This is a genomic window from Mangrovimonas aestuarii, from assembly GCF_028767185.1.
GTDB classification, from domain to species: Bacteria; Bacteroidota; Bacteroidia; order Flavobacteriales; family Flavobacteriaceae; genus Mangrovimonas_B; species Mangrovimonas_B aestuarii.
Genome location: NZ_JARACK010000006.1, coordinates 1 through 24,936, shown reverse-complemented (window position 1 = coordinate 24,936; position 24,936 = coordinate 1). Strand labels below are relative to the sequence as shown.

Sequence of the window (24,936 nt, the reverse complement as noted above, 5' to 3'; positions counted from 1 at the left end):
TATATTTGACCCCGATTTTTATCGGGGTTTTCTTTTGAATAAAAAATAAATTATACTTGTACCCGTTTTAGGATAGATTTACTTACTTTGCGGCTTTATGCTAAAGAAAATATACACCTTTTTAGGGTTACTTATTAGTGTTTCTGCTTCAGCTCAGCTAGGGGGCGAGCATACATATCAATTTCTTAATCTAGTGTCGTCACCCAGACAAGCCGCCTTGGGAGGAAAAGTTGTTACCAATGTAGATTACGATATTTCACAGTTTCTATATAATCCAGCCACAATAAATCAGGAAATGGATAATCAAGTATCACTCAACTATAGTAGTTATTTGGGAGGCATAAGCTATGGAACAGCTTCCTATGGTTATACTTGGGACCGTCACGTACAAACCTTCGCTATTGGGGTAAATTATATTAATTACGGTTCGTTCGATGGCTACGATGAACAAGGTAACCAAACGGGATCGTTTTCCGGTAATGAAACAGCAATTACACTTGGTTATGCCAGACAGTTAGGTTATTCAGATTTCTATTTTGGGGCTAATTTAAAGTTTATCACTTCTAAGTTAGAGCAATATAATTCATTTGGTATGGCAGCAGATTTGGGACTGATTTATCGAAATGAAGAAAGAAGATTTAATATGGCTTTGGTATTGCGTAATGCAGGAGTGCAAATTACAACGTACGCGGGTCAAAATGAACCCTTACCATTGGAGGTGGATTTAGGTCTTTCTCAGCGCTTGGAGAATGTTCCTATTAGATGGCATTTAACCTTTGAGAACTTGCAAAAATGGCAAATAGCTGAATCTAACCCAGCTAGAGCAACAACTGATTTGGAAGGAAACCAAACTCAGGAAGAAATTGGCTTTTTTGGGCAAGTAATACGTCACACCATCATTGGTGCAGAGCTGTTTCCAGAGGGAGGTTTTAATCTGCGTTTTGGTTATAACTTTCGAAGAGGTGAAGAGCTGCGTATTGTAGACCAACGCAATTTCTCAGGCTTTTCAGCTGGTTTTGCCCTAAAAATAAAAAAACTACGTTTTAGTTATACTCATGCACGGTACACCAATGCATCGAATACCAATTTTTTCGGACTCCATATCGATTTAGATAAGTAATGCAAAAAATCACCATTGCCATAGATGGCTATTCATCAACAGGAAAAAGTACAGTTGCCAAACAATTGGCCAAGCGTTTGGGGTATGTATATGTCGATTCTGGTGCAATGTACCGAACCGTAACACTTTATGCCATGCAAAATGGGTTCATTGATAATGACCGTTTTGATGTAGAAGTATTAAAGTCTCATTTGGATAACATCAATATCAGCTTTCAGTTTAATAAAGACTTAGGTTTCGCAGAAGTGTACCTAAATGGTGAAAATGTAGAAAAGCGTATTCGTACATTGGAGGTTTCAAACTTTGTTAGCAAAGTGGCAGCCATTCCCGAAGTTCGCCGTCAATTAGTGAAGCAGCAAAAACAGATGGGTAAGAACAAAGGGGTTGTTATGGATGGCCGTGATATAGGTACAGTTGTATTTCCCGAAGCTGAGCTTAAACTGTTTATGACCGCCACAGCAGAAACCCGTGCCCAACGTCGTTATGATGAGCTTAAGGAGCGTGGAGATAATGTTACTTATCAATCGGTATTAAAAAACGTTCAGGAACGTGACCATGTAGATACCACTCGTAAAGATTCCCCATTGATTAAGGCAGAAGATGCCATAACTATAGATAACTCCCAAATGGGGTTAGAAGAACAATTCCAAAAAGTGTTAGTGCTTGCAACTCAGTCAATTAAAAATAATTCGTAATTGTTTAATTTTTAGTGTAATAGATTAGGTTGTTAAAGATTAATGACTTAATTTTGCACTCCTTTTCAGCGAGAATCGGATAAGGAAAGGGCGAGAAAAATTAATTATATTTTTAATTCTTCTGTGTGGTATCGCTAAAATATTCCGAAGGCACACAGGATACAAATTATTAATCAGCACATGGCTGAAAAAGCAAAACAAGCTGAAGTTGAAGCAACTGAAGCTAAAAAAGTTGAAGCTCCTGTAGTATCTGAAGCTCAACAGAACCCTGAAAAATTCTTAAAAGAATTCAACTGGCACAACTACCAAGAAGGTATTGACGAAGTTGAAGACTCTCAACTTCAAGAATTTGAAAAATTAGTTGAGGAGAATTTTGTAGACACTTTAGATGATGAGGTGGTAGAAGGAGAAGTAGTTCATATTACTGATCGCGATGCTATCATCGATATTAACGCTAAGTCTGAAGGGGTAATCTCTTTAAACGAATTTCGTTACAACCCAGACTTAAAAGTAGGGGACAAAGTAGAAGTATTAATTGACGTACGTGAAGACGCTACAGGTCAATTGGTATTGTCACATAGAAAAGCTCGTGTAATTAAAGCATGGGATCGCGTTAACGCAGCTCACGATAATGGTGAGATTGTAAATGGTTTTGTTAAGTGCAGAACTAAAGGTGGTATGATTGTAGACGTATTCGGAATCGAAGCGTTCTTACCAGGATCTCAAATTGATGTTAAGCCAATTAGAGATTACGACCAATACGTTAACAAAACTATGGAGTTCAAAGTTGTTAAAATCAACCATGAATTCAAAAACGTTGTTGTATCTCATAAAGCGCTTATCGAAGCTGATATTGAAGAGCAAAAGAAAGAAATTATCGGGCAGCTTGAAAAAGGTCAAGTACTTGAAGGAGTTGTTAAAAATATCACTTCTTACGGAGTATTCATCGACCTTGGTGGCGTAGACGGATTAATTCACATTACAGACCTTTCTTGGTCTAGAATTAACCACCCTAACGAAATCGTTGAGCTTGATCAAAAACTTAACGTTGTAATCCTTGATTTTGATGAGGATAAGTCAAGAATCCAGTTAGGATTGAAACAATTGAGCAAGCACCCATGGGATGCTCTAGGTGAGGAAGTAAAAGTTGGTGACAAAGTAAAGGGTAAAGTTGTTGTAATCGCAGATTACGGTGCATTTATCGAAGTTGCCGATGGTGTTGAAGGACTTGTTCACGTATCTGAAATGTCTTGGTCTACTCACTTACGTTCTGCTCAAGATTTCGTATCTGTAGGAGACGAAGTAGAAGCAGTAATCTTGACTCTAGACAGAGAAGAGCGCAAAATGTCTCTTGGTATCAAGCAATTGACTCCAGACCCATGGACAGATATTACTAGCAAGTACCCTGTAGGTTCTAAGCACTCAGGAACTGTACGTAACTTCACTAACTTTGGTGTATTCGTAGAGTTAGAAGAAGGAATTGATGGATTGATTTACATCTCAGATCTTTCTTGGACTAAGAAAATTAAGCACCCAAGTGAATTCTGTAACGTAGGTGATAAACTAGACGTTATAGTACTTGAGTTAGATGTTGAAGGACGTAAGTTAAGCTTAGGTCACAAGCAAACTACAGAGAATCCTTGGGATAAGTATGAAACTGAGTTTGCTTTAGAAACTGTTCACACTGCTGAGATTTCAGAAGTTGTAGACAAAGGAGCAACTGTTCAGTTCAACGAAGACATCGTAGCCTTCGTACCTGCTCGTCACCTTGAAAAAGAAGACGGAAGCAAACTTAAGAAAGGTGAATCTGCTGAATTCAAAATCATTGAGTTCAATAAGGAATTCAAGCGTGTAGTAGCATCTCACACTGCTATTCACAAAGCTGAAGAAGCTGCAATCGTAAAAGCTGCTGCTAAGAAAGCTGCTAACGCTGCTGCTGAAGCAAAACCAACTTTAGGTGATGCTAACGATGCTTTACAAGCGCTTAAGGACAAAATGGACGGTAAATCGTAATTGTTCATATATTTTAAGTTAACAATAAAAGCCTCCCATTTGGGAGGCTTTTTTTATGGTTGATTTTTTGTGGATAAGATTGCTAATGACGTTTTCTTACAATGTTAAGTGTTTTTGTATATTAGGTAAATAAAGAAATAAATGAAACAAAAACACTGGTAGAAACTAATGCTTGTAGCATAATAGAAAATTTATGATGAAAAATATTATTCTGATAATTGGGCTATTATTGACTTCGATTCAGTCAAATCAGCATTATTCGTTAGAATCCGGTAAGGTTGAAATAAAAATCAATAAAAATATTGAACTTTTAGGCCTAGCTTATTTTATTGGCTTTGAAGGTGTTGATATTGAAGAGAAAACTGTTGAAGTTAATGGTATAACAATGCTCAAAAAGGAATGGCATAATTACGGTTTTAAAATATATAATGATTACAAGTCCTATGCCTCAAGTGAGTATTTGGCTAGAAGTTTTGCTGTAGCCGACCACTTATGGCTTGATTACATCAATGCTTTCCTTCTTCAAGTAGATGATGTTCCAAATGCGAAATTAACAAATTCTGTTGATGAAAAATATTATATAAACTTCTCTAAAGAAAAGAATGTTGGTGAGGCAAAAAAGAATGCTGAAATTTTTTTGAAAGGATTAAATTCATTTTCGGAAGAAATAGAATTTGAATCTTATTTAATCAACTCAAAAAAATATTACATCAAGGTTATTGAGGAAATAGAAGGCGGTTTGCCGGATACCGCTTTTATAGAAGCAATGGAATCATTTTACAATAAGAGTTTCGATAAATATTTGCTGGTTCCAAGCTTAACCATCCCTAAAGGTATGGGGTTTGCCGTTAATAATATTAACAATGGAGAAAGAGAAGTTTATAATATATTTGGAGCTTTGGGATTTCAAGAGTTTGTGGATGAAGAAAACCTAAAAATGGGCTTTACAGATAAGAAAAAACTTAGAGAATTAAGCGTTCATGAATTTGGACATTCTTTTGTAAATCCAATTATAGTAAAGTTGCCAGACACATTATTTACAGAAACAGAACATTTATTTGAACCTTTAAAGACGGTAATGTCCAAACAAGGCTATAACACATGGAAGGCATGTGTTTATGAACATTTCGTGAGAGCAGGTGAAATAATAATCGCTGAAAAGTTAGGAAATAAGGAGAGTGCCCAAAAATTATTTGTCGATTATAATGAGAAACGACAATTTAAATACCTGACTCAGGTAATAAATGAATTAAGGAAATATGATGATGGTGAATATAAATCATACTATGAAGCAGTTGAAAAAGCAATGAATGCTTTAAAATAGCTTTGATAAAATAGAATGTATGGCATGAAGTAAATAAACATTTTAATTGAAGCTAACTAGAAATAAAATAATGCAATACAATAAATGTAAATACAAAGCATATACCCAGAAAAACTGGATGATGTTGTTCTGGATTTTGAATCCGGGTACGGCTATTAATGAAGTGGTTTTAGGACAAAGGCTTCCAAAGATAAGCTTGGTAGATAAAACCTCAATTAAACCATTGGCCGAACGAAGTTATGTGCCTTGTCCCCACTGTAACACTTTACACGATGGCAGAACATGGTCTACACAAAATGGTACAGCTTTTAAAAATTGGTTTGGATTATATTGCCATGAATGTGGGGGAGTGATTCCTTGTATGACCAGTTTAACGAGCTACATTGTGTTGGGATTGACCTATCCGTTTTGGGGTTGGTTTAAAGTGTCTCTTAAAGATAAATGGTTAGCAAAGCAACCAGAAAGGTTTAACGAAATTGATATTACAACTATACCAAATCCTTATGAAGGTAAAGGGTGGATTAAAGTTGGCTTAAGCTGGGGCTTGTTTATGTATGTTTTTATGACATTTTTATTTCCTTTATTTCAAGAGCAGCCTATCACATGGAAAAGTGTTTTGATATCGATCCCTCTATGGGCTATTAGTGGACTTGGTTTTGGATACTTTATGAAACGATATACTGGAAAGTTGGGAGGTAAGAAAGCTGTAAATAACACATAATAAATCAAAGAACATAACACTCAATTCTAGAATGTTCTTTAAGGTAATCTCAAAAGAAGGTCTTCTCGTCTATCATTTTTTCGTTCCTCTAATGGCAATTCTACGATTTTTGGCTCGTCGTTCTTCGGTATCGTTACTGGTTATAGAGTGTTGTTTCCCATATTCTTCAGCTTTTCCAACAAGTGAAGCCGTATTAGTTACAAGTTGATTTTTCTATGAGTGCAAAAATGATATGACTTCTTCAATACCCGTTGTTGCAGGTCTTGCTATTACAGTAATTTGATTATTTCCGCTAATAGCGGGTTTTGGATCGATATAGAAAATCTTAGTTTGGGGTTGCACATAATGCATTAGGCCGGCGGCTGGGTAAACCTGCATGGAAGTACCTATTATGATTAATATATCGGCTGTTTGGCAAATATCTATGGCGGGAATCATCATCGGGACGTCTTCTCCAAACCAAACAATATGTGGCCGAATTTGATGCCCATCGGGGCAATTGTCACCCCAGTTTATATCGGAATTCCATTCCAAAACATAGTCTTCATTTCCCATGCTTCTAGCCTTGAGTAATTCACCATGAAGATGAATTACATTCGTACTGCCTGCACGTTCGTGCAAATCATCAACATTCTGTGTGATGATGGAAACTTTATAGGTTTTCTCCAGTTGTGCTAATTTGAGGTGTGCAGCATTGGGTTCAACTTCAAACAGCTGTCTTCTACGTTGATTGTAAAAATCCAATACGAGTTCTGGATTGGCCTCAAACCCCTCTGGAGTGGCTACCTCCATGACATCATGACCTTCCCAAAGTCCATCAGCGTCTCTAAATGTTTTGATTCCGCTTTCCGCACTTACCCCAGCTCCACTTAATACAACAATATGCTTCATGTGATTTTTTGTTATTGGTAAAATTAATAAAAGCTTAGATTATATTTTGAACGTCTTTAATATGATATTATGGAAATTGTTCATTTGATTTAAGTAGATAGAACTCCTATAATTTTTATATTTTCGGAAACTGGTATTAAAGACAGCATCAAATGGTAGATAAGGCATTGTTAGAATATTTGGAAGGGTTTATTACAGAAAGTAGAAATCAACGTTTTAAAGAAGTTTTGGAACAACGAACCAGACATTTTACTGTTGCCGTCGAAGATGTTTATCAACTACATAATACCAGTGCGGTTATTCGTAGTTGTGATGTTTTTGGTGTTCAGGACGTTCATGTTGTCGAAGCTAGAAACACCAAACGAATTGATAGGGAAATTGCTATGGGTGCCCAAAAATGGGTAGATGTACATCGATATAATTCAGCTAAGGACTGCATAGATACAATGCGAGCAAAAGGTTATCAAATAGTAGCAACAACACCTCATACAAACGATTGTGAATTGCACCATTTTGATGTAACCAAAAAGAGTTGCTTCTTTTTTGGCAGTGAACGCGATGGACTGTCAAAAACTGTGATAGATCAAGCCGATTGTTATTTGAAAATTCCAATGTATGGGTTTACTGAAAGCTTGAACATTTCGGTTTCTGCAGCAATTATCTTACAGCATGTCAGTGCAGAGTTGAGGGAAACAGAAGTGAATTGGTCACTTACAGAAGAGGAAAAACTGGAAAAAACTTTTGACTGGATAAAGAAATCCATTAAAAGTTATGACGACGTTTTAATCAGATATAGTAACAAATTTAATTAAGGTAATTAATGTTTATGACCCTTTCATCAGGATGTATACTGTTCGTATAGTGCTTTAAGTCTTTTTGGGATAGTTGAAAATGAAGTTGACTTAAAGAACAAAAAGAACCTTTCGTTTCTCACAACATATGGGTTAAACCCAGAGCGTTTACAGCCTTTTAATGAAGGAATGTTGTTTATGTTTACAAAGGTTACAATATATTTTACCCCTAACTCATTTCCTTTTTCGGCTATACGAGCCATAGCTTCTGGCATAATTTTCTTTCCTCTATAATTTGGTAAGGTAAAAGCTCCTTCAAGAAGGGCTTCATCGGGTTTTAATTTCGGGAAAGTCTTTCCGAAACAATATCTTATTTTGTCATTTTGTTTAGATCCCATAAGCCATTGTCTGTAACAAACCTCATTGCTGCTTGTGGTGGCAACATAACATTGTGGGATATCAGTTGATAATAAACGATCTTCGGTGTGAAATTTCCTAAAAGCTTCCATATCAGAATTATTTGCAGGACGTATCTTTAGCTGAATGTTTGCTTTTGGAGCTTCAAAAGGAATTTCTAAGTCCCTTTTTAAGCCAAAGGATTGGGTGTTCGAATAAAGGCGTTTGGTTAACCCGTTAAAGAGTTGTTTAAACTCACCATCTTTAATTAAATTCGATACAGAATTTACCCATAATAATGAATTCGAAATTGACTTGTTCATATTGGTGATAGTTGTTTAAATGTTTATAAAACAGATAATTAAAATTACAAAAACTCTACCCATAAATTGTAGGTATTCATGTAAAAAAGCGAAAGGAAAAAGCTTCAAAACGTTGTTTTTCAACGAATAATGATAGTTTTTTTCTGTGATAAGATTTGGTGTTGATATAGTTAAACTATATAGGAATTTTATATATTAAGTTTTGTTAATAAAGCTGCAAATATGTAATCTTGTATAGGAGCACTATTAGATAATGCTATTAAGGTATTTGCATAGACCAAATGGTCGAACAGTTTTACTTATTCATAATAAACCTTTAACATAGATTATGATTTTTCTTTACATTTTAATGGCTATTTTCATTTTACTTACCTCGATTGCTCCTAATAATTTCGAAATATCAAGAGCTGTTGAAATCAATAAACCTTTGTCAGATGTGTTCAATTACCTCAAGTATATAAAATCAAGATAAATGGTCGCCTTGGAAAATCAAACATCCAGAATTAAAATGAATGTTTACTGGAACCAATGGGACATTAGGTTTTTTATCTAAATGGTTAAGAAATAAACAAGTAGGTTCTGGAGAGCAAGAGATAAAATTATTATATAAAATAAAACAATAGAGACCAAATTACGTTTTTTTAAACCATGGGAATCTACAAGCGATGCTTATAAAGTTGATGAATTAAGCAATGACAAAAAAAAGTCACTTGGGGATTTAAAGGAAGAAATAAATTTCCATTTAATATTTTTATGCTTTTTATGTATATGGATAAAGCTGTTGGTAAGGATTTTGAAGTGGGACTAGAAAGTTTAAAGGATATTTTAGAGCGATAATTAATCTTAAAAAATTAAATAAATGTCAAATAACATGGTAGGTTGGTTTGAAATACCTGTAGAAGATATGGATAGAGCCAAGTCTTTTTACGAAACTGTTTTTAAAGTAGAGATTTCCATTCACGATTTTGGAGGCATGCTTATGGGGTGGTTTCCGGATAGAGGAGAAGTTCCTGGGGCACAGGGAACTTTAATAAAACAAGATACCTATGTTCCTAGTCAGGAAGGAACCTTAGTATATTTTATGAGTGATGATGTACAAAATGAACTTGATAGAGTAGAAGCTGCTGGGGGTAAGATTTATCAAGCTAAAACGCAAATTTCACCAGAACATGGTTACATGGCCGCTTTTATTGATAGTGAAGGAAACCGTATAGCCTTACATTCACGACAATAAAAAAGGCGCTTAAAAGCGTCTTTTTTATTTATCACGCCCACGGCGTAAAACCTTGTATTCTTCGTAACATTCACTTATGGCATCAAGTACCTGTAAATCGTTTGCATTTTGAATGAACTCGCTAGAGTAATTACATTGACGCACCATTTCATCAAGATCTACTTTGTCTACTTGTAAGAGTACCATAAGCATTTCACGATCAAAACGAGAGGCCAATAAATTCCGTATTTCATCATCCTCTTTCATTTTTTTAAGCTTTCGCATTTCATTGGGTTTTTTTCCAAAAATGTTGTGCAATAAATCTGCAGGATTGAATATGGACCCCAAAACTTTATTAATATTACTTGCCGAACGGCTGTCCCCAGCTTCATAGCCGGTATTAGGGAGACCTGAAATACTATAGCGAGGATTGGTGTTGATTACTACTTGTTTGATATCAACTTCTAAATACCCAGTTAAATTAAGTTGGTTTACTACAACTTCTTCAAGAGCTAATGCTAGTTCTGTAAGCTCAACAGTAGAACTACCATATTTTATCCAATCGTTAGTAACCCTAACTTTAACGGACTTAAAACCTAAGTAAGAAAAGTGCAATGTATCGTTAGCTTGAGCAATAATCTCAAAGTTTCCATCAGAATCAGTTGTGGTTCCTTTTACTTGATTAAGGTTAACAATATTTACGCTTTCTAATGGTTTTGAATCTGCCGAATTTATAACAACTCCTTTTACAGTACTAATATCTTGAGCGTGAGCAAGTACAGCAGAGAAAAGTAGGGTGATAAGGAGCAGGTGGTATTTCATTGTTAAATAATTCTGGTCTAAAAGTAAGAAACAAAACTCACAATAAATGCGAGTTTTGTTTTATTTTGACTAATTATTAACAAAAAGGTTTAATCTAGCGACGAGAACGTCGAGGTCTTGATGAACCCCCGGCATTACGGCGATTAGAGCGGTTTTCGCTAGCTCTGCGTTTTCCGCTATCACGGCCACCATCGCGACGTTTTCCATTTCGTCCTCCACGTCCTTTTTTGCGTGCTGTTTCTTCAGATATTTCTACGTTTACATAACGTCCATTGTACTTGAAATCAGTAAAGAATTCCAATACTTTAGGTAGATTTGTAGTATCTGTATTAAAGAATGAAAAGCTTTCCTTGACATCAACTTTAAACACATCATCTTTGCCTAATTCTAAAGATTCACGCAAAAAGTCCTTAAGGTCCATCCAGGTATAACCATCCTTCTTACCAACATTGATGAAGAAACGAGTAGAATTCTCATTGGACTCACTGTCGCGAGGACTACTGCTTTTTGCTTCTACGTTTAAATCTTTAGATTTTTGGTAGTAGTTGAAGAAACGTGTGAACTCTACAGAGAAGAACTTCTTGATTAATTCTTCCTTGGTAGTATCTTCAAATAGTTCATTGATGTTTTCTAAGTACTTATCGATTTCATGGTTAACTTCCGTATTGTGGATTTTGTTAGCCAAAGACATTAATTGTACCTCACAAATTTCAATACCTCCAGGGATGTCCTTTTTCTCAAATTGTTTTTTAATTATTCGTTCAACCTGTTTGATTTTACGAACTTCACTTTTGGAAACAATAACCATAGAAGTTCCTGTTTTTCCAGCACGCCCTGTACGTCCACTACGGTGTGTATAGGTTTCAACTTCGTCTGGAAGCTGATAGTTTATTACGTGTGTAATGTCGTCTACATCAATTCCACGAGCAGCAACATCTGTCGCTACCAACATTTGAATTTGATTGTTTCTAAATGACTTCATAACCAAATCACGTTGGTTTTGACTTAAATCCCCGTGAAGAGCACCAGCACTGTAGCCATCTTCAATAAGTTGCTCTGCTACTTTTTGGGTGTCACGTTTTGTTCTACAAAACACAACAGAGAAAATGTCTGGGTTAGCATCAGCCAAACGCTTTAACGCTTGATATCTATCTCTAGCATTTACCAAATAATATTCGTGCGAAACATTTTTACTCCCTTCATTTTTAGTACCTACAGTAACTTCGGTAGGCTGGTGCATAAATTCCTTAGCGATGCTAGCTACCTCTTTAGGCATTGTAGCAGAGAATAACCAAGTATTTTTATCCTGCGGTGTATGTGATAGGATTGAAGTGATATCCTCGTAAAATCCCATGTTAAGCATTTCATCTGCTTCGTCCAGTACACAATATTCGATTTTGGAAATGTCTACCATTCTACGGCCAATCATATCTTTCATACGACCAGGGGTAGCAACAATAATCTGGGCTCCTTTTTTAACTTGTTTAGCTTGATCGGTAATGCTGGCTCCTCCGTAAATAGCAGTAACGTTTAGTCCGTTGTAGTATTTTCCGTAAAGTTTAAGTTCATTGGCAATTTGTAAACAAAGTTCGCGTGTAGGCGATAAAATCAAGCCTTGTGTTGTTCTACTGTTTACATCAATGTTTTGAAGCATTGGAAACCCGAAAGCAGCTGTCTTTCCTGTTCCGGTTTGCGCAAGTGCTACTAGATCAGTTCCTTGTTCTAATAAAATAGGGATTGCTTTTTGTTGAACTTCACTTGGAGTTTCAAAACCTAAATCGGTAATAGCTTGTAGCAGGTCTTGGTCAAGACCCAATTCTTGAAATGTATTCATTTAAAGTTTATAAGTATTCGATTGAATTATGTAAGTGCGACATAGAAGTGAATCGACATACTTAAACCTTAAACTTCCTAGTAACACATCCTCACCCTGAGGAATTTAAAGGCGCAAAGGTAATGTTTTTTTATTAACAGTCGCTAAATTGGTATAAGTATTAAGCTTTGTTTAAGAATTCAACCAACTGGGATACCGCTTTTCCACGATGGCCTATGGCATTTTTTTCTGCTAATTCCATCTCGGCAAAAGTGGTTTTGAAACCTTCAGGCATAAAAACAGGATCGTAACCAAATCCTTGTGCACCACACTTTTCTTTTGTAATAGATCCTAAGCAAATTCCAGTAAAGGTGTGTAGTTTATCATTTAAATGTAAGGCAATTACAGTTTTAAACTGAGCAGACCTATCTGCTTTTCCAGAAAGTTCAGTTAACAACTTGTTCATGTTGTCATTGGCGTTTTTCTGTTCGCCTGCATAACGAGCAGAATACACTCCAGGGGCACCGTTTAAGGAATTAACTTCTAGTCCAGTATCGTCAGCAAAACAGTCGTAGCCATAGTTTAGTTTTATGTATTCTACTTTTTGAATGGCATTTCCTTCAATAGTATCTTGAGTTTCGGGAACATCTTCTGTACAATTAATGTCTTTTAAACTTAAAAGAGTTATACTGTCGGGCATTAGTGCTTGAACTTCCTTTACTTTATTTTGGTTATTTGTGGCGAAAACAATTTTCATAGACAAAAGTTTTATTTAAGGGACTGTATAAATGAGTAATCAATCCTTGCATCTGCAAAATTAATCATTGAAAAATAGTATAACTTATAAATTTAAAAGTATTGCCTGATTTCATAAATGTTTGTTTTATTGTTTTTTACTTGTATTTCAATGGTGGTATTCGTAAATTTATGATTCAATTCTCGACCAAATATTGATGAAGATTAGTTACTTCCTATGATCGATTAGAGTTAGATGTTAATCTAAAGTGTACGATCATGAAAAGAAGTCTGGTGAATTTGTCGTTGGGAACTCTAACCCTTTTTCTTATCCTTTTAATTTATAAATTGGTTTTGTCCTTAATAGAATTAATTGTTAGGATGCAAAATCTAAGTTTTAAATTTTATGAGGTTTAAAGTTTTGAAATTTTTTTTAATTATGATGATACGGTTCATTTCTTAGAATTGTAAAGCCTCTGTATAGCTGTTCAATAAAAAATAGTCGAACCATTTGGTGAGAAAATGTCATTTTGGATAATGAGAGCTTTCCTTTTGCCTTTTGGTAGACTTCCTCTGAAAACCCATAAGGTCCCCCAATTACAAAAACCAGTTGTTTGAGGCCAGAGTTCATGTGTTTTTGTAGGTAGTTAGCAAACGCAACGGAATCGAATTGTTTACCACCTTCATCCAATAGTATCATTGCATCGGAAGAATTAACTTTGCTCAGTATCAATTCACCCTCTTTTTGTTTTTGTTGTGATGTTGTCAACTTTTTAGTGTTTTTAATATCCGGAATAATTTCAAAATCAAACTTCACATAAAAACCTAAACGCTTTTTGTATTCGTCAATAAGTTGTAGTAGTTGTTTGTTGTCGGTTTTACCGATTGCAATGAGTTTTATTGTCATGGAGCAAAGTTACATTTTTTGAGGTTTGTGTTAAAAGGAGGGTTTAATTGGTGTGAAAGTTTTGAGTTTCATGCTTGAGAAACTATATGAATTTGTATATTAAATTCTGTTTTTGTTTGAGGGCAATTACTATTTTAGCAGTAGAAACCACAATATTTTAAGCATGATTAGCAAAGTACAGTTCGATAAGGAAATTGAACTTATAATAGCAAACGCCATTAGAGAAGATGTAGGAGACGGAGATCACAGTTCATTAGCTTGCATACCTAAAACAGCTCAAGGAAAGGCTAAGTTATTAGTTAAGGATAAAGGTATAATTGCAGGAGTAGAATTTGCTAAGCAGGTATTTGCTTATATTGATCCGGAAATGATCATTGACGTGCATATTGAAGATGGTAGCTTTGTTAAGGAAGGGGATATCGTGTTTTATGTACATGGTGCTTCGCAATCTATACTCAAAGCAGAGCGTTTGGTACTTAATGCTATGCAGCGAATGAGTGCTATTGCAACCAAAACAAAAAGTTATGTTGATTTATTAGACGGCACCCAAACCAAAATATTGGATACTAGAAAAACAACACCGGGAATACGAGCGTTGGAAAAATGGGCAGTAAAAATTGGAGGAGGAGAGAACCATAGGTTTGCTTTGTACGATATGATCATGCTAAAGGACAATCATATTGATTTTGCGGGAGGAATTACAAAGGCCATAGAAAAAACCCAAGCTTACCTTATGGAAACAGGAAAGAATCTTAAAATAATCGTAGAGGCTCGTGATTTGAGTGAGGTAGAAGAGATTCTGATGAGTGATGGTGTGTATCGTATTCTTATTGATAATTTTAATTACGAAGATACTAGAACAGCTGTGAAAATGATTGGAGATAAGTGCTTAACTGAATCTTCAGGAGGTATCAATGAGCATACTCTTAGAAAATATGCCGAGTGTGGTGTAAATTATATATCTTCAGGAGCTTTAACTCATTCTGTTCATAATATGGACCTGAGTTTGAAAGCGGTTTAATATGACAAAGCCTATAGAGGACAAACTAAGGTCTATTCCTGTAATAAATCTGTTGGTTAGTTTTTTAAAGCGTATTAAACTGCCAGGTTTGGAAGGTCTTTCGCTATACGATCTTTTAGAATTATATGTTACAGGAATTGTAAAGGGGGCATTGACTTCAAGGGCTGGAGCAATAGCTTTTAGTTTTTTTATGGCTATTTTTCCCTTTTTGCTTTTCATTCTTATTGTAATTCCTTATGTCCCCATTGACGGGTTTGAAGGGGAGTTTCAGGCTTTTTTGGAATCATTTTTACCGCCGAGTACTTCCGATTTCTTTTTCACAAATATTTTTGAAAATATAGACACCCAAAGTGCAGGAATGCTTTCTACGGTTTTTATGCTATCAATGATTTTAATGGCCAATGGTGTAAATGCAGTGTTTTCTGGTTTTGAAAATTCTTACCATACACAATTAACCAGAAATGTTATCAAACAATACCTCTACGCATTCGGAGTAGCGTTAATTTTGGCTTTTTTGTTAATAGTTACAGTTGCTGTATTCGGTTATTTTGAAATCTATGTATTGGGTAATTTGAACGAGTTTGGCTTACGAGAAGAAGATAGCCAGACAGGATTGGTGTTGGCCAAGTATATGTTTTTTGTCATCATGGTTTATTTGGCTACTGCAACGCTTTATTATTTTGGAACTAGAGAAGGTAAGTCTTCACGTTTCTTTTCGGTTGGAGCGTTGTTTACTACTTTACTGATTATTTTATCATCTTACCTATTTGGTGTTTATATCGATAATTTTTCCAGTTATAATGAACTTTATGGTTCTATTGGAGCACTTTTAATATTGATGTTTTACCTTTGGCTAAATGCCAATATTCTTTTGTTGGGTTACGAATTGAATGCATCTTTAAATCAATTGAGAAAAAGTTTTTAGTAATGCCACACTTTATAGATGTCATTCTGCCCATACCAGTAGAAAAGTGTTTCTCTTACAGAATTACTGAAGCTGAAGCTGGTTTTCTAAAGCCTGGAATGCGTGTAGCTGTTCCTTTTGGAAAGAGTAAAATTTATACAGCTTTGGTATTCAAGATCCATAATAATCCGCCGCTAGTATATGAGGCTAAGGAAATTCATCAGATACTTGATGAGAGTCCAATTGTTGTCCCTGATCAGTTAAAGTTTTGGGAATGGATAGCAAGTTACTATATGTGTGCGCTTGGAGATGTTATGCGTGCAGCCTTGCCTAATGCCTTTTTGTTGGAAAGTGAAACCATAATAAACAGGCGTACAGATACCCAATTGAATGAAATCGAAATGAAAGACGATGAATTTATGGTTTGGGATGCTTTACAACATCAATCCTCATTAAGAATACAGGATGTTATGGATATACTTGATAAAAAAAGTGTATTGCCTGTAATTAAAAGATTGTTGGAAAGAGAAGCAGTAGAGGTTCAGGAGGAGGTATACGAAAAATACAAGCCAAAATTGGTTCGTAATGTTCGTTTGAATGAAGCGTATAATACTCAAGACAACTTAAATGCTCTACTGGATGAGTTAGGACGCGCCCATAAGCAGCGCGATGTAGTGATGCACTTGTTTATGCTTGAAGCAAAAACAAAAAAGCCAGTTTCTGTAAAAGACCTTCATGAGGTAAGCAAAGCTTCTTCAGCAATTATAAAATCCTTGATAGATAAAGGTATTCTTGAGGAATATTTTATCAGAACAGATAGGGTCAACTTTTTAGGAGATAATGAAAAGAAGGATACAGAACTTAGCGAGTATCAGCAAAAAGCATTTGAGGAAATAAAAGACTGTTTCGATAAGCAAGATGTATGTTTATTGCATGGAGTAACGTCATCTGGAAAAACAGAGGTTTACGTGAAGTTAATTGCAGAGGTTTTGGATAAAGGTAAGCAAGTCTTGTATTTGTTGCCTGAAATAGCTTTGACAACCCAACTTATTAATAGGCTGCAAGCCTATTTTGGAGGACAGGTATCCGTATTTCATTCTAAATATTCAGCCCATGAACGTATTGAAGTTTGGAATAATGTGTTAGAGAAGAAAGGTAAAGCCAAAGTTATTCTTGGAGCTCGATCGGCTTTATTCTTACCATTCACCAATTTAGGGTTGGTTATTGTAGATGAGGAGCATGAGCACTCATTTAAACAGTTTGACCCTGCACCGAGATATCACGCTAGAGATGCCGCTATTGTACTTTCTAAAATGCAACAGGCTAAAATACTTTTGGGGTCTGCTACGCCAAGTTTAGAAAGTTACCATAATGCAACTTCAGGAAAGTATGGTTTAGTAGAAATAACCAGACGTTATAATGATGTATTGATGCCAGATATAGAGCTGGTAGATATAAAGGATAAGTACAAGCGAAAACGAATGGTTGGTCATTTTAGTGACCGATTAATCGAAGAGATGCAGGAAGCTTTAGGAGAGGGGTTTCAGGTGATTCTGTTTCAGAATAGAAGGGGTTTTTCACCGGTAGTTGAGTGTCAGACCTGTGGTCATGCGCCTCAGTGCCCTAATTGTGATGTCAGTTTAACCTATCACCAGCACAGACAGCAACTGCGTTGTCATTATTGTAGTTATACCATTATTCTAAGACCTAAGTGTGATGCCTGTGGCTGTTCAACTTTGGATACAAAAGGTTTTGGAACAGAACAGATTCAGGAGGAGGTAAAAGAACTGTTTCCAGAAAAGAAAGTGGCTCGAATGGATTTCGATACCACTAGAGGAAAATATAGTTATGATAAAATTATCTCTTCTTTTGAACAAGGGGAAGTTGATATTTTGGTAGGAACCCAAATGTTAACCAAAGGGCTTGATTTTGGTAACGTGAAACTGGTAGGTATAATGAATGCTGATAACCTCTTAAATTTCCCTGATTTTCGAGCCCATGAGCGCAGTTTTCAAATGCTGCAGCAGGTTTCGGGTAGGGCAGGGCGAGCTCATGCTAGAGGAAAGGTAATAGTGCAAACTTACAATCCCTACCATAATATATTACAGCAGGTTTCAACGAATGCTTATGGTGAGATGTATAAAGAACAAATGGAAGAGCGTTTTCATTTTAAATACCCACCTATCTATAGATTGGTAAAGATAACCTTGAGGCATCGTGATTATAATAGGGTGAATACAGCATCAGAATGGATGGCAAAATCCTTGCGTCAAATCTTTAAAGCAGGAATTTTAGGTCCTGTAGAGCCGCCAGTATCAAGAATACGGAATCAGTACCATCGTTACATCTTGATAAAAATTCACCCAAAACAATCACTTGCAAAAACAAAAGAAGCTATTGTTAAGGTTAACAATAGCTTTGAGAGTGTTAAAGACTTTAAACCGGTGAAAGTTATTATAAATGTAGATAGTTATTAAATAGCTTACATATTATTTAAAGCTTCAACCAGTTGTACTTTCTTATTGCGGCTCAATGGAATTTCAAATGATCCAACTTCAACATTCTTGCTGTTAAAACGATCAATTTTATCTAAATTTACAATGTAGGATTTATGGATGCGCAAAAACATATTCTCCGGTAGTTCCTTTTCAAAGGCTTTCATTGTAGAAAGAACTACAAGACTAGCATCTTCGGTAACCAGCTTTACATAATCTCCGAGGGCTTCAATCCACTTAATATCTTTAATGTAAACCTTACGTTTTTTAAGGTTACTCTTTACAAAAATGTGCTCTCCTTCAGCTTCCTTAAAATCGTTTTTCAGTTTGTGGTATTCTATAGCTTTTTCCACTGCAACATTAAAACGCTCCCTTGTGATTGGTTTGTGCAGGTAGTCGGTAGCATCGTAATTAAATGCCTTAAAAGCATATTCTGTTTTTCCCGTCACAAAAATTATTTGAGGTTTGTTGTTTAACACATCCAAAAGTTCAAAACCGTTAAGAACAGGCATTTCAATGTCCAAAAAAATAAGGTCTACTTTGTGTGTGTTTAAACCATTTTTTGTTTCGAGTGCGCTATTGTATTCTGCTATTAAATTAAGGGAGGGATGGTTTTCTATCAGTTTCACTATTGACAAACGCTGAATCGCTGAATCATCAACTACTACACAATTTAAAGTCATAACGTTCAATTTATTCGGTTAAGATATCGATAATATTACAAAAAAAACAGTTAAAATCCAATGTTTCATCGGTAAAGTGTGAAATTTAACATTTCACTAATATTAGCTATAAATTTGTTTCTTTTAGAGAAGATTATCGGGATTGTGTTGCAATATACAAATTAAATAGTTACTTTTGCAGCCATTTTTAACAAATAAAATTTAGTTTTTATGAATCATTATGAAACTGTTTTCATCTTAAATCCCGTTTTATCTGAGACGCAGATAAAGGAAACAGTACAGAAGTACGAAGACTTCCTTGTTTCTAACGGTGCCACGATGATATCTAAGGAAGATTGGGGGCTTAAAAAATTGGCTTACCCAATCCAAAACAAAAAGAGTGGTTTTTACCATTTATTCGAATTCACTGTACCAGGTGAAGTAATTGGTCAATTGGAGCTTGAGTTTAGACGTGATGAGCGTTTTATGCGTTACCTTACGGTAAGCTTGGATAAGCATGCTATTGCTTGGGCTGAAAAGAGAAGAAATAGAAACAAACAAAAAGCGTAATTATGTCATCTATCGAACAACAAGCTAAAGGAAAGAAAGACGGAGAAATTAGATACTTAACTCCGCTTAACATAGAAACAAACAAGACTAAAAAGTACTGTCGTTTCAAAAAATCAGGAATCAAATATGTAGATTACAAAGATCCTGATTTCTTATTGAAGTTTGTAAACGAGCAAGGTAAAATTTTACCAAGACGCTTAACGGGAACTTCATTAAAGTACCAGAGAAAAGTGTCTGTAGCTATTAAGAGAGCTCGTCACTTAGCTTTAATGCCTTATGTGGCTGATTTGTTAAAATAAAAATATCATAACTATGGAACTTATATTAAAACAAGACGTTGAAAACTTAGGATTTAAAGACGATATTGTAACAGTTAAGAACGGTTATGGTAGAAACTTTTTAATTCCACAAGGACATGCTATTTTAGCTACTTCTTCTGCTAAAAAAGTATTAGCAGAGAATTTGAAGCAAAGAGCTTTTAAAGAAAAGAAAATTGTTGAGGATGCTAACAACATTGCTGATGCCTTAAAAGCATTGGAAATTAAAATTGCTTCTAAAGTTGGTGCTGGTGACAAGTTGTTTGGATCTGTAAACAACATTGACGTAACAGAGGCTTTAAGCCAAGCTGGTCACAGCATTGATAAGAAATTCATAAATGTGATTGGAGGTAATGTTAAGCGCTTAGGGAAGTACACGGCAATCATCCGTTTACACCGTGAAGTGTCTGTAGAACTTCCTTTTGAAGTAATTCCACAGGCCGACTAATCAGTTAGTTAGCGTAAAAAAAAATAAAACTGTCCGAAAGGGCAGTTTTTTTTTGTGTATATTTATTTACAATAACTAAACGCTAACTAATTATTTGTCAGTCACATGAAAACAATTTTCTTCGCTTGTTTGCTGTTTTTTACTGTTTTTACTGCTTTTTCTCAGGTTACAACATCAAACATTAAAGGGTTGGTATTGGATGAAAATTCAGTACCCTTGCCAGGTGCAAACGTTTTGGCTATACACAACCCTACAGGGACTAAGTATGGTGCAGCTACGAACTTCGATGGCCGCTTTAATCTTCTTAACCTTCGCGTTGGCGGACCGTATACCATAACCATTAGTTATGTTGGGTATAAGGAACAGATCTACGACGATGTTTACCTTTCTTTGGGAATTACTAAAAATATTGATATTTCCATGGTAATAGATAGTGCCGAATTGGAAACGGTGGTAATTCAAGGAACAGGTGGTACGGGCACATTTGGAAGTGACAGAACTGGAGCAGAAACTAGTGTTGGTCGAAGGGAAATCACTCGATTGCCAACAATTTCTAGATCGGCAGCCGACTTTACTCGTTTAGAACCAACAGCTAGTAACGGTTCATTTTCTGGAAGGAATGATCAGTATAACAATTTTTCGCTAGATGGGGCTATTTTCAATAACCCGTTTGGCCTCGATGCAGCAACACCTGGAGGGCAAACCGATTCGCAGCCTATTTCATTGGATGCTATAGATCAAATCCAAGTATCAACCGCACCTTATGATGTAACTCAATCAGGGTTTACAGGTGCTTCAGTGAATGCTGTAACAAAAAGCGGTACCAACGAGTTTTATGGTACAGTTTACGGTTTTTACAGAAACCAGGATATGACTGGAGATAAAGTAAAGGGAGAAGATATTTTTGTTCCTAAATTAAGTCAAACTCAGGTTGGTGTGAGTGTTGGAGGGCCAATTATAAAAAATAAGCTCTTCTTTTTTGCAAACTTTGAAAAAGACGATAGGGAAGATTTGGGGCAAAGTTGGCTACCTAATAGAGGAACAGGAGCTATTAATGAGTCAAGGGTAGATGAACAGGATTTGATAGATGTTCAAAATGCTTTGTTAGGTTTAGGTTATAACCCGGGGGCTTATGAAGGTTTTTTGTTTAAAACTGAATCTACGAAAGGTATTTTTAAGATAGATTGGAATATCAATGAAAATAACAGATTGGCTGTTATTTACAATTTCTTGGATGCAGCTAAGGATAATACAGCTCACCCAACCGCTTTAGGATTTCGTGGACCAAGTGCTTCGGTGTTGCAATTTCAGAATTCCGGTTATCAAATTAATAATGAAATACAGTCAATTCAATTGGAGTTAAACTCAACTTTGTCTGATGAAGCGGCAAATAAACTCCAGATTGGGTATACCCATTTTAACGACTTCAGAAATCCATTTTCAACTCCAGCTCCTGTAATTAGTATTCAAAAGGATGGGTCTAATTATATTATTGCAGGACATGAGCCGTTTTCAATAAATAATAGGCTAGATCAAAAAGTATTTCAATTTACAGATAATATGAATTTTTATAAAGGAGATCACACCTTTACTGTTGGGACATCGTTTGAAAAGTTTATGTTCGATAATTCATTTAATCTTGCCAACTATGATAATTTTGGGGCTCCTGCTTATTATGGTACCTTTAATGCTTATCCAGATGTTCAAACATTTTTGGATGATGCAGCTAATCCAAATGGAGTTTTAGCTCTAAACATAGCGTATGCTCAAAGTGTTTTTGCTAATCAAAATGCTGCTGGAGAAGGGAATGATGGTGGCTGGAAATTATCTGAAACCAATGTTGGTCAATTAGCATTTTATATTCAGGACGAATGGAACGTAAAGGATAATCTTAAGTTGACTATTGGTTTAAGGGCCGATAAACCATTGTATTTTGATACTTCAGAAAAAATCCAAGAGTATATCGATACTGATAACGGTGCCAGTGTAGACCCAAATACAATCTATTACGATCCTGAAACGGGAGACGCTGTAACTCTTAATTCAACTAAATTACCAACAAACGATTGGTTGATATCGCCTCGTTTAGGAGTTAATTGGGATGTTAATAACGATAATGTGACTCAAGTGAGAGGTGGAACTGGTATATTTACGGGGCGTTTTCCTTTTGTGTGGATAGGGAACCAAGTAAGTGGCGCTGATCAAGGTTTTTTCCAGATTACCGATCCAGATTTTAAGTGGCCACAAGTGTGGCGTACTAGTTTGGGGGTTGATCATAGATTTGATATGGGGTTGATTCTTACTTTCGACGCTTCTTATACCAAAGATATTAATGGAGCTCAAGTTCAAAATTGGGGATTAAAAGATCCAACAGGGACGCTTGAGGGGGTTGACAACCGTGAAATTTACTTGTCAGAAGATAAAGGAACAAATAATGCTTATGTGTTTACCAATACTGATAAAGGGCGTATTTGGAATTTTGTATTAAAGGGTCAGCAAACTTTTAATAATGGACTTTATGCAAGTTTGGCTTATAGTTATCTTAATGCAAAAGATGTTAATTCTATCGAAGCAGAGATAACGGGTGATGCTTTTGCTTTTAACCCTGCGCTTGGCAATGTTAACTACGACCGTCTTGGGTATTCCAAATATGGAGATACTCATCGTTTTGTTGGGGTGGGAACTAAGAAGTGGACCTATGGTAAAGATGATAATTGGGCCTCTACCATTTCTTTTTTCTTTGAATATGCAAAGGGGGGAAGGTTTAATTATACTTATGGTGGAGATATCAATAATGATGGTTCGAACGTGAACGATTTGATTTATATTCCAACAGAAAGTGAAATACAGCAAATGCAATTCTCTGGACCAGGACAAGCTGAAGCGTTTAATGATTACATTAATCAAGATGATTATTTGAGTGATCGTCGGGGAGATTATGCAGAGCGTTATGGAGCACTTGCACCGTGGAGAAGCCGTTGGGATATGAAGTTTCTTCAGGATTTTAAATTCAGAGTATCTGGAGATAAATACAACACTATTCAGTTTAGTTTGGATATGCTTAATATTGGTAACTTTATCAATTCTGATTGGGGAGTAGTGCAGCAACCAAACAATGTACAGCCAATAGGTGTAACAGTTGATGAAAATAATGTACCTACCTATACTTTTAATGAAGACCTATCTAAAACTTTTGGATACGATTCCAGTCTAGCTTCCAGATGGCAATTACAAGTTGGTCTTCGATACATTTTTTAGGATATCATAATATGCTTAAATTTGCGCTCTCATTATGGGGGCGCTTTTGTTTCCTTTATAAGTAAAAAAAGAAACCATGAAATATAGTCGATTGACTAAAGAGCAGTTTGAAGAATTGCATAAAGAGTTTATAAATTTTTTAGCAACACAATCCATTAATGCTGACGAATGGACAGAAATTAAACGAGATAAACCAGAGGTAGCAGAACAAGAGTTGGATGTGTTTAGTGACCTGGTTTGGGAAGGAGTGCTAAATCAGGCATCTTATGTAGAGCATATTTCGTCTAAACAAATGCATTTGTTCCATTTGGGTGAAAAGGAAATGCATGTTATTGCAATAAAATTAGCTAATGATAAAGACTTGACGACTCCTGAAGGTTATAGTTGGCTTCGCCAGAATTTAATGAATGATGCTGTGGAGTTTCTTCAGGCTAAGAAGCCTTATGGTAAGGATCAGAATTTGGATAAATTTAAACTTGTGCAGCAAGGTGGGGTGATTACTAAAGGTGAACTATTTCGTTTTTTCGATAAATTGATTAATTAAGGAAACAAGGAATATTAAAATTAGAATAGGAAAGGAGCCTCGGTAAGTTATAGGGGCTTTTTCTGTTTTATGGTTAGTTGTTTTAAATTAAAACATAATGCAATGGAAATCGAATTGCCTAGAGGGGGTATTGTCACTTTGCATGTCGAAGCAATAGTAAATACTGCAGATCCATTTTTGTTAGGAGGGGGAGGTATAGATGGAGCTATTCATAGGGTAGGGGTAGCACAAATATAGAGACAGTGTATTGTTATCAAAAATGGACAGATAGGATGTGAAGTAGGTGAAGCGGTTATTGTCAATGCAGGAAACCTTTTTGCAAAAAAAAGTAATTACTACATTAGGGCTTGTTACTAATAAATAAGGTGATTTAGAGGGTGAAAAACTTAAGAATTGTTCTTTAAATAGCTTAAAGCTTGCTGAAGAGCAAAATTTAAAAACTATTTTTTTCCGAATATAAATCTGGTATAAGTGTTTTTCCAAAAGATAGAGTGGCTGAGTTGGTCATGGATGCCATTTAAAAATATAGCTTTGCCATAATAGGAAAGGTTGTATTTGTTTGTTATGATGGTTAAAACTTCAATCATTTATTCAAAACGTTTAGATGATAAAAAATAAGCCGATGATTTTCAGTGTTTAATGAAAATTTACTATATTTACCATCCTTGATATCTACCTTGAAATCAGAACAATTTACTGTTTTGTTCTATTTTAGTTGTGGTTCTTTTTTTTGAATACACATTTATGTGGTTTTGAATGTTAGTTTTATTTTTTAAAGCATCCTTTTTAAAAGGAGTAAAGATGATTTATTGTAAACTACTTAAAATCAGCTCCAATAAAAATACTTTCAAAAAAAGGAGAGGAAAAGCTTGCCTTGTTGATTAACGGTCTTATATTTGCAGCCGCTTTGAGAGGGGCACGCCCAGCGAAAAAGCGACGTTCATTGATTGGGA

General features: G+C 35.6%; 23 protein-coding genes. 16 read left to right on the top strand and 7 right to left on the bottom strand.

From position 1 onward, the window contains the following. Nucleotides 1-97: 97 nt before the first annotated feature. The 5 genes from porQ (at nucleotide 98) to PWU04_RS08770 (ending at nucleotide 5,873) form a co-directional block, all read left to right on the top strand. Nucleotides 98-1,120, top strand: a complete 1,023-nt coding sequence (gene porQ / locus PWU04_RS08790) for a type IX secretion system protein PorQ (protein WP_274475688.1) — start codon at nucleotides 98-100, stop codon at nucleotides 1,118-1,120. Beyond that, complete coding sequence (cmk, locus tag PWU04_RS08785) at nucleotides 1,120-1,815, top strand: (d)CMP kinase (RefSeq protein ID WP_274475687.1); 696 nt, start codon at nucleotides 1,120-1,122, stop codon at nucleotides 1,813-1,815. The genes porQ and cmk overlap by 1 nt, the downstream gene beginning before the upstream one ends. A gap of 180 nt (nucleotides 1,816-1,995) precedes the next feature. After that, nucleotides 1,996-3,828: a 30S ribosomal protein S1 gene (gene rpsA, locus PWU04_RS08780; protein WP_274475685.1), complete on the top strand. Its 1,833-nt coding sequence runs from the start codon at nucleotides 1,996-1,998 to the stop codon at nucleotides 3,826-3,828. 193 nt (nucleotides 3,829-4,021) lie between these two features. Then, the gene (locus tag PWU04_RS08775; RefSeq protein WP_274475684.1) at nucleotides 4,022-5,152 is read left to right on the top strand and encodes a DUF4932 domain-containing protein; all 1,131 of its coding nucleotides are present in this window, start codon (nucleotides 4,022-4,024) and stop codon (nucleotides 5,150-5,152) included. Nucleotides 5,153-5,222: 70 nt separating this feature from the next. Next, nucleotides 5,223-5,873 (top strand): hypothetical protein, encoded by a 651-nt coding sequence (locus PWU04_RS08770; protein ID WP_274475683.1) that lies wholly within the window; start codon nucleotides 5,223-5,225, stop codon nucleotides 5,871-5,873. A gap of 213 nt (nucleotides 5,874-6,086) precedes the next feature. Here the strand turns inward: PWU04_RS08770 and PWU04_RS08765 are convergent, their stop codons facing one another. Then, the gene (locus tag PWU04_RS08765) at nucleotides 6,087-6,764 is read right to left on the bottom strand and encodes an SIR2 family NAD-dependent protein deacylase (protein ID WP_274475682.1); all 678 of its coding nucleotides are present in this window, start codon (nucleotides 6,762-6,764) and stop codon (nucleotides 6,087-6,089) included. 152 nt (nucleotides 6,765-6,916) lie between these two features. Between PWU04_RS08765 and PWU04_RS08760 the strand changes: the two genes are divergently transcribed. Next, nucleotides 6,917-7,576 carry a TrmH family RNA methyltransferase gene (locus PWU04_RS08760; RefSeq protein WP_274475681.1) on the top strand — a complete coding sequence of 220 codons (660 nt, stop codon included), beginning with the start codon at nucleotides 6,917-6,919 and terminating at the stop codon, nucleotides 7,574-7,576. Nucleotides 7,577-7,602: 26 nt separating this feature from the next. Here PWU04_RS08760 and PWU04_RS08755 read toward each other — a convergent pair whose 3' ends face one another. Further along, nucleotides 7,603-8,274 (bottom strand): GNAT family N-acetyltransferase, encoded by a 672-nt coding sequence (locus PWU04_RS08755; protein WP_274475680.1) that lies wholly within the window; start codon nucleotides 8,272-8,274, stop codon nucleotides 7,603-7,605. An 859-nt stretch (nucleotides 8,275-9,133) separates the two neighbouring features. Between PWU04_RS08755 and PWU04_RS08745 the strand changes: the two genes are divergently transcribed. Beyond that, a complete protein-coding gene (locus PWU04_RS08745) occupies nucleotides 9,134-9,508 on the top strand; it encodes a VOC family protein (protein ID WP_274475679.1) in 375 nt (124 codons plus the stop codon). 24 nt (nucleotides 9,509-9,532) lie between these two features. Here PWU04_RS08745 and PWU04_RS08740 read toward each other — a convergent pair whose 3' ends face one another. The 4 genes from PWU04_RS08740 to rlmH all read right to left on the bottom strand — a co-directional run bounded on the left by PWU04_RS08740 (nucleotide 9,533) and on the right by rlmH (nucleotide 13,764). Next, complete coding sequence (locus PWU04_RS08740; protein ID WP_274475678.1) at nucleotides 9,533-10,309, bottom strand: carboxypeptidase-like regulatory domain-containing protein; 777 nt, start codon at nucleotides 10,307-10,309, stop codon at nucleotides 9,533-9,535. A gap of 94 nt (nucleotides 10,310-10,403) precedes the next feature. Further along, entirely contained in the window at nucleotides 10,404-12,143 is a 1,740-nt protein-coding gene (locus PWU04_RS08735; protein ID WP_274475677.1) for a DEAD/DEAH box helicase, read from the bottom strand. Nucleotides 12,144-12,303: 160 nt separating this feature from the next. Next, entirely contained in the window at nucleotides 12,304-12,879 is a 576-nt protein-coding gene (locus PWU04_RS08730; RefSeq protein ID WP_274475676.1) for a non-canonical purine NTP diphosphatase, read from the bottom strand. Between the two features lie 411 nt (nucleotides 12,880-13,290). Then, on the bottom strand, nucleotides 13,291-13,764 hold the full coding sequence (gene rlmH / locus PWU04_RS08725) for a 23S rRNA (pseudouridine(1915)-N(3))-methyltransferase RlmH (protein ID WP_274475674.1): 474 nt from the start codon (nucleotides 13,762-13,764) through the stop codon (nucleotides 13,291-13,293). A gap of 163 nt (nucleotides 13,765-13,927) precedes the next feature. On the opposite strand from rlmH, the gene nadC reads away from it, so the two are divergent. The 3 genes from nadC to priA are packed head-to-tail and all read left to right on the top strand — an operon-like array spanning nucleotide 13,928 to nucleotide 18,166. Beyond that, a complete protein-coding gene (gene nadC / locus PWU04_RS08720) occupies nucleotides 13,928-14,785 on the top strand; it encodes a carboxylating nicotinate-nucleotide diphosphorylase (RefSeq protein ID WP_274475673.1) in 858 nt (285 codons plus the stop codon). A 1-nt stretch (nucleotide 14,786) separates the two neighbouring features. After that, the gene (locus PWU04_RS08715) at nucleotides 14,787-15,710 is read left to right on the top strand and encodes a YihY/virulence factor BrkB family protein (RefSeq protein WP_274475671.1); all 924 of its coding nucleotides are present in this window, start codon (nucleotides 14,787-14,789) and stop codon (nucleotides 15,708-15,710) included. 2 nt (nucleotides 15,711-15,712) lie between these two features. Further along, nucleotides 15,713-18,166 (top strand): replication restart helicase PriA, encoded by a 2,454-nt coding sequence (gene priA, locus PWU04_RS08710; protein WP_274475669.1) that lies wholly within the window; start codon nucleotides 15,713-15,715, stop codon nucleotides 18,164-18,166. Nucleotides 18,167-18,171: 5 nt separating this feature from the next. Here priA and PWU04_RS08705 read toward each other — a convergent pair whose 3' ends face one another. Beyond that, nucleotides 18,172-18,867, bottom strand: a complete 696-nt coding sequence (locus tag PWU04_RS08705; RefSeq protein ID WP_274475668.1) for a LytR/AlgR family response regulator transcription factor — start codon at nucleotides 18,865-18,867, stop codon at nucleotides 18,172-18,174. A 210-nt stretch (nucleotides 18,868-19,077) separates the two neighbouring features. Between PWU04_RS08705 and rpsF the strand changes: the two genes are divergently transcribed. From rpsF to PWU04_RS08675, 6 genes are all read left to right on the top strand, one after another. Next, nucleotides 19,078-19,416 (top strand): 30S ribosomal protein S6, encoded by a 339-nt coding sequence (gene rpsF, locus PWU04_RS08700; protein WP_274475666.1) that lies wholly within the window; start codon nucleotides 19,078-19,080, stop codon nucleotides 19,414-19,416. 2 nt (nucleotides 19,417-19,418) lie between these two features. Next, a complete protein-coding gene (rpsR, locus tag PWU04_RS08695) occupies nucleotides 19,419-19,715 on the top strand; it encodes a 30S ribosomal protein S18 (protein ID WP_274475665.1) in 297 nt (98 codons plus the stop codon). Nucleotides 19,716-19,728: 13 nt separating this feature from the next. Then, nucleotides 19,729-20,181: a 50S ribosomal protein L9 gene (gene rplI, locus PWU04_RS08690; protein WP_274475664.1), complete on the top strand. Its 453-nt coding sequence runs from the start codon at nucleotides 19,729-19,731 to the stop codon at nucleotides 20,179-20,181. Between the two features lie 105 nt (nucleotides 20,182-20,286). Then, complete coding sequence (locus tag PWU04_RS08685) at nucleotides 20,287-23,439, top strand: TonB-dependent receptor (protein WP_274475663.1); 3,153 nt, start codon at nucleotides 20,287-20,289, stop codon at nucleotides 23,437-23,439. Nucleotides 23,440-23,515: 76 nt separating this feature from the next. After that, nucleotides 23,516-23,983 carry a DUF6495 family protein gene (locus PWU04_RS08680; protein ID WP_274475662.1) on the top strand — a complete coding sequence of 156 codons (468 nt, stop codon included), beginning with the start codon at nucleotides 23,516-23,518 and terminating at the stop codon, nucleotides 23,981-23,983. Between the two features lie 102 nt (nucleotides 23,984-24,085). Then, entirely contained in the window at nucleotides 24,086-24,220 is a 135-nt protein-coding gene (locus tag PWU04_RS08675) for a macro domain-containing protein (protein WP_274475661.1), read from the top strand. The last annotated feature ends 716 nt before the right edge of the window (nucleotides 24,221-24,936 follow it).

Coding starts and splice junctions, on each gene's coding strand:
- PWU04_RS08765 (WP_274475682.1), bottom strand. CDS start 6,764: ATGAAGCATATTGTTGTATTAAGTGGAGCTGGGGTAAGTGCGGAAAGC.
- PWU04_RS08685 (WP_274475663.1), top strand. CDS start 20,287: ATGAAAACAATTTTCTTCGCTTGTTTGCTGTTTTTTACTGTTTTTACT.
- PWU04_RS08730 (WP_274475676.1), bottom strand. CDS start 12,879: ATGAAAATTGTTTTCGCCACAAATAACCAAAATAAAGTAAAGGAAGTT.
- PWU04_RS08745 (WP_274475679.1), top strand. CDS start 9,134: ATGTCAAATAACATGGTAGGTTGGTTTGAAATACCTGTAGAAGATATG.
- rpsA (WP_274475685.1), top strand. CDS start 1,996: ATGGCTGAAAAAGCAAAACAAGCTGAAGTTGAAGCAACTGAAGCTAAA.
- PWU04_RS08675 (WP_274475661.1), top strand. CDS start 24,086: ATGGAAATCGAATTGCCTAGAGGGGGTATTGTCACTTTGCATGTCGAA.
- priA (WP_274475669.1), top strand. CDS start 15,713: ATGCCACACTTTATAGATGTCATTCTGCCCATACCAGTAGAAAAGTGT.
- rplI (WP_274475664.1), top strand. CDS start 19,729: ATGGAACTTATATTAAAACAAGACGTTGAAAACTTAGGATTTAAAGAC.
- nadC (WP_274475673.1), top strand. CDS start 13,928: ATGATTAGCAAAGTACAGTTCGATAAGGAAATTGAACTTATAATAGCA.
- PWU04_RS08735 (WP_274475677.1), bottom strand. CDS start 12,143: ATGAATACATTTCAAGAATTGGGTCTTGACCAAGACCTGCTACAAGCT.
- PWU04_RS08740 (WP_274475678.1), bottom strand. CDS start 10,309: ATGAAATACCACCTGCTCCTTATCACCCTACTTTTCTCTGCTGTACTT.
- rlmH (WP_274475674.1), bottom strand. CDS start 13,764: ATGACAATAAAACTCATTGCAATCGGTAAAACCGACAACAAACAACTA.
- PWU04_RS08775 (WP_274475684.1), top strand. CDS start 4,022: ATGATGAAAAATATTATTCTGATAATTGGGCTATTATTGACTTCGATT.
- PWU04_RS08705 (WP_274475668.1), bottom strand. CDS start 18,867: ATGACTTTAAATTGTGTAGTAGTTGATGATTCAGCGATTCAGCGTTTG.
- PWU04_RS08760 (WP_274475681.1), top strand. CDS start 6,917: ATGGTAGATAAGGCATTGTTAGAATATTTGGAAGGGTTTATTACAGAA.
- PWU04_RS08755 (WP_274475680.1), bottom strand. CDS start 8,274: ATGAACAAGTCAATTTCGAATTCATTATTATGGGTAAATTCTGTATCG.
- cmk (WP_274475687.1), top strand. CDS start 1,120: ATGCAAAAAATCACCATTGCCATAGATGGCTATTCATCAACAGGAAAA.
- PWU04_RS08770 (WP_274475683.1), top strand. CDS start 5,223: ATGCAATACAATAAATGTAAATACAAAGCATATACCCAGAAAAACTGG.
- rpsF (WP_274475666.1), top strand. CDS start 19,078: ATGAATCATTATGAAACTGTTTTCATCTTAAATCCCGTTTTATCTGAG.
- rpsR (WP_274475665.1), top strand. CDS start 19,419: ATGTCATCTATCGAACAACAAGCTAAAGGAAAGAAAGACGGAGAAATT.
- PWU04_RS08680 (WP_274475662.1), top strand. CDS start 23,516: ATGAAATATAGTCGATTGACTAAAGAGCAGTTTGAAGAATTGCATAAA.
- porQ (WP_274475688.1), top strand. CDS start 98: ATGCTAAAGAAAATATACACCTTTTTAGGGTTACTTATTAGTGTTTCT.
- PWU04_RS08715 (WP_274475671.1), top strand. CDS start 14,787: ATGACAAAGCCTATAGAGGACAAACTAAGGTCTATTCCTGTAATAAAT.